This is a genomic window from Dissulfurispira sp. (assembly GCF_036745535.1).
In the GTDB taxonomy this organism is placed as follows: domain Bacteria; phylum Nitrospirota; class Thermodesulfovibrionia; order Thermodesulfovibrionales; family Dissulfurispiraceae; genus Dissulfurispira.
On record NZ_DAIOFX010000036.1, the window covers coordinates 1 to 4,174 of the forward strand.

At 41.1% G+C, this 4,174-nt stretch carries 4 protein-coding genes, 1 tRNA gene and 1 other RNA gene; 4 read left to right on the forward strand and 2 right to left on the reverse strand.

All coding sequences use genetic code 11. From position 1 onward, the window contains the following. The first annotated feature begins 178 nt into the window (after nucleotides 1-178). On the forward strand, nucleotides 179-472 hold the full coding sequence (locus V7L97_RS07350; protein WP_333654653.1) for a helix-turn-helix domain-containing transcriptional regulator: 294 nt from the start codon (nucleotides 179-181) through the stop codon (nucleotides 470-472). Nucleotides 473-717: 245 nt separating this feature from the next. Here the strand turns inward: V7L97_RS07350 and V7L97_RS07355 are convergent, their stop codons facing one another. Both V7L97_RS07355 and V7L97_RS07360 read right to left on the reverse strand, forming a co-directional pair. Next, nucleotides 718-1,041, reverse strand: a complete 324-nt coding sequence (locus tag V7L97_RS07355) for a hypothetical protein (RefSeq protein WP_333654654.1) — start codon at nucleotides 1,039-1,041, stop codon at nucleotides 718-720. A 299-nt stretch (nucleotides 1,042-1,340) separates the two neighbouring features. After that, nucleotides 1,341-1,991 carry a toll/interleukin-1 receptor domain-containing protein gene (locus V7L97_RS07360; protein ID WP_333654656.1) on the reverse strand — a complete coding sequence of 217 codons (651 nt, stop codon included), beginning with the start codon at nucleotides 1,989-1,991 and terminating at the stop codon, nucleotides 1,341-1,343. A 301-nt stretch (nucleotides 1,992-2,292) separates the two neighbouring features. Between V7L97_RS07360 and V7L97_RS07365 the strand changes: the two genes are divergently transcribed. The 3 genes from V7L97_RS07365 to dnaX form a co-directional block, all read left to right on the forward strand. After that, nucleotides 2,293-2,382 (forward strand) — tRNA-Ser (locus V7L97_RS07365). A 55-nt stretch (nucleotides 2,383-2,437) separates the two neighbouring features. Further along, an RNA gene (gene ffs, locus V7L97_RS07370) (signal recognition particle sRNA small type) lies at nucleotides 2,438-2,535 on the forward strand. A gap of 41 nt (nucleotides 2,536-2,576) precedes the next feature. Next, a partial coding sequence (gene dnaX, locus V7L97_RS07375; RefSeq protein WP_333654657.1) for a DNA polymerase III subunit gamma/tau occupies nucleotides 2,577-4,174 on the forward strand: 1,598 nt, incomplete at its 3' end.

The following is a 4,174-nucleotide window of genomic DNA, read 5'->3' on the forward strand; positions in this document are numbered from 1 at the left end:
TTTGTTTCTATAGCCTCTATAAACTGGTTAATATGTCTATACCTATCTGGTGCATTGGAGCCGTTGACTATTGACAGATGGTAACTTTTATGTTACCACCTTTTCAGATGGAGAAAATAAAATTTATCGAGTATTTAAAGATAATATGCCGATTACAAAAAACTTTCGCAAACCAATCATGGGTCGCGCTGAGCGGGATGCAGCGTTCCGCAGACATATGCTGACAGAGGCTATTAATGAGCTTCTTTCCGGTGATATAAATGCAGGCAAATCAATTCTGCGCGATTACATCAACGCAACAATCACATTTCAGGGACCTGCCTCTAAACTCGGGAAGTCAAGCAAAAGTATCCATCGGATGCTCGGGCCAAGCGGCAATCCAAGGGCTGAGAATATTCTGAAGATAATCAAGATTCTTCAAGCTCATGAACACGTAAAACTGCAGGTTAAGGCAAACAAACTGGCAGCGTAAGGTTTTTGACTATTTCACTTTTGACTTTTGCTCTCGTGGTAGCTTAAGCAGTGTTTGGACAAAATATATTGGCGAGATAAATGTACCCGTCCCTTTTTTATCCTTTTCTGGTGAGGATTTTCAAAACTGGCGCTGACTCGTTTTCTATCTACTGGCATTATTTATCCTTTTCTCCTATTAATTTGAGAGCATTTTGCCTTTCAACATCAGCATTTTCTGGTATATATCTGACGAAAGTTTTAATATCACCCACTCGAATGATTAGCACCCTCAATACCTCTATTCATTTCATCTTGGATAAAATAATAAAAGGCTTCTGTTTCTTTTTGGTTATATAAAATGTTCAGTTTAAACCGAATCACATCTTTAATATCGTCATCTTGATGTGATAAGCCATGAGCACCACCAGTTTTAGTTATAGGATGTTTAGAAAGTGGTGGCTCGTTGAAATTAGCTTGTTTTGCCATATAGTCAGCTAAATATGAAAAAGAAAAGTCTTCATTATCATTATCAATCCAATAGTCAAACTCGCCATTTCTTGAAAAATAGGCGTAATAAAGAAAAGCCATTTCAGCAAGTGTAAGCCTTTCTGGTCTAATGTTGCACCAAAGCGTATATAACTCTTCAATGCTCGGTAAAATATTGTGAGTTATCCATTTTTTGATTGCATCGCTAAGAAGTTTCTCGTATTTATTTTTGGTCTTATAACTTTTAACAATTCATCTACAGCGGCTCCAATTCCAGTGGTAGAGCTTATAGCAATACGGTCAGCTAAACAGAAGAGTATTTTAAAACGTAATCTTTGTTAATCTCATGCCAAATCGGTAAAATAACTTTCCTCTCACCACTTTCAAGGGCAGTTAATCCATCAAGTTCTTTTTTGAGGCCATTCTTTTCTAAAAAAGTTAGGGCTCAGTACAACAATGCCATAGCATGATTCTGTTAATCCTTGGTCTATCGACCTTCTTAAGCTATCTCCAACTTTAAGTGAAAATTCATCATACCACACATTAACACCTCGCCTATGAAACTCGTTGGCCAGTGGGCGGACAAAAGAATCTTTATCCTCACTTGCGTGACATATGAAAACGTCATATTCATATGCTTCTTTATTTGCTATACACTCATTTAGTGTTTGTCTATTTACTACTTGCTTAATAGCTTGTTCTTTATCGGCCTTCGCAGGGATATGAAAGCTGCTTAAATTAACCCCATCTGACTGCAATACATCCTTAAGATAAGAGATATCAACTCCTTTTTTAGACAGTTGCCTTAGAAGATTTATTAAGATTCCGTCTGCTCTATCTTTTTCATGGTCGGCATAAATAGTATCAAATCCCTTAGAAAGAATATCCTCAGTTGTCAGGTAATCACGAGATTTTATATCACTAAGAACTGGAATGGATAATATTCTATCTGCTTTTGCACCGGCTTCGAGTAAAAGCTGTTTTATTTCCCTTCTGCTTTGTTGGGATAATAGTTTACGTATTGCAGCTATGCTTTCCGAACTTAAAGCCATATTACAATTGCACCTTCCAGCTTAAAATCTATCATATTAAGAGAACATATTGAAGAAACTCATTCTTGGGGTCATATTTTTTGGGGCAGGTCTTGCATTTTAACATCTCTCTTTTCTCTCCCCATCCTCACTCTTCTCCTCTCTGATATAAACTGCAGAAGTCAGAACCTCGGATGTCCTCATCCCCCAAAAAACTTATTAATGATAATATGTTATGCCTGTTAAAGACAAGGGTTTTGGGGGTAGTCGGTTGATTTTAATTCGTACTTTACATTAACCTAAATAAGTTATAAAAATTATTGGAGAGGTGGCCGAGAGGCTGAAGGTGCACGACTGGAAATCGTGTGTGGGGTAAAACTCACCGAGGGTTCGAATCCCTCCCTCTCCGCCAGTTTAAACAACCTTGAACGATTTGAACTGTTTGAACGATTTTTTTCTACAGCCGGGGGCTGGCCCTGCGCAGCAGGCAGGTGTGAACCCCGCCAGGTCCGGAAGGAAGCAACGGTAAGCATTTTGTCTGGGTGCCGCAGCAAGCCGGTCCCGTAAGCCGGCCCCCGGGTGTAGAAAAAAACAGGATGGAGTAGAATGTCATACCTTGTTTTAGCAAGAAAGTGGAGACCCCAGACCTTTGAGGATTTAGTCGGTCAGGAAGCAATTGCACGCATTCTGAAGAATGCCATTACCCAAAATAAAGTCGCCCATGCCTATATATTCTCAGGGCCGAGGGGCGTAGGCAAAACAACAACAGCAAGAATACTCGCAAAGGCATTAAACTGCGTAAGCGGGCCGACTCCTGATCCATGCGGGAAATGCCAGTCATGCATGGAGGTCACAGACGGCTCATCCATGGATGTATCTGAAATCGACGGCGCTTCGAATACAGGTGTCGACAACATAAGAGACCTTCGTGAAAGGGTCAGATATGCGCCGTCAGGCAGCAGGCACAAGGTTTATATAATTGATGAGGCACATATGCTTTCCACGTCAGCCTTTAATGCCCTTTTAAAGACCCTCGAAGAGCCTCCGCCCCATGTGATATTTGTCCTTGCCACAACAGAGCCCAAAAAGATACCACCCACAGTGCTATCACGCTGTCAGCATCTGCCCTTCAGAAGAATATCGGGTCAGAAGATTAAAGAGAGGTTGAAATTTATTTCCAATGCGGACAGTATAAAGGCAACGGATTCTGCCCTCGAAATGATTGCGCGGGCTGCTGACGGGAGCATGAGGGACTCATTAACTATCCTTGACCAGATAGCATCTTTCTCAGAGGATATAACAGAATCCGAGGTTAAAGACCTTTTAGGAATCACAGATATAGAAACCCTTTCAAGGCTTTCATCAGCAATAATCGAAGGGGACAGGAAAGGCATTATCAATATAATCTCGGAACTCACCAATACCGGAGCAGACCTCAAGACATTTACGAAAGACCTTTTGCAATTCATCAGGGATCTTTTAATAGCAAAGATAGCAGGAGAGGCAAAAAATGTCATTGACTTAAGCGAGGAGGAATCAAGTGCAATCAATAAATTAAGGGATAAAACCACAGAAGAACATATGGCAGTTATCCTTTCGGAAATGATAAAGGCAGAGCCCGATATAAGAAGCGCATTCTATCCGAGGATTGCCCTTGAAATGACCCTTATAAGATTAAGCATGCTGAGCCATCTAAAGTCGGTAAACGAGGCATTGAGGATAGTGAGCAGCCAACAGTCGGTAGCCGGCAGTCAAGAAAGCAATGGTCAGAAGATAGAAAACAAAGTAACAGAAACGGAGAATAGGAGAATCGGGGAACCGGAGACAAAAATCACTGATTCACCCATTCACCCATTCACCCATTCACCCATTCAGGACATCTGGAATGTTGTCCTCGAAAAAATAGACGAAACAAACCATCCCCTTTATTCCAAATTGAACGAAGGCTCCGTTTCTTTCGGCGATGGTGAAATCAAGATTGCATTCAACGGCGGGCTGTCTGTGCATGCGGAATCGGTCAAGGAGAACATCCCGCTTATAAAAAAGGTGGTTCAGGATATTTCCGGCAAAGATGTATCCATAAATATTGAGACTGTGGAAGTGAAGTCTGTCTCCAAAAAAGATTTAAAGGAAGATGCACGGAACAATCCCATAATCAAAGAGGCCCTTGAGCTGTTTGAAGGAAGGATAGTGGATGTGATACC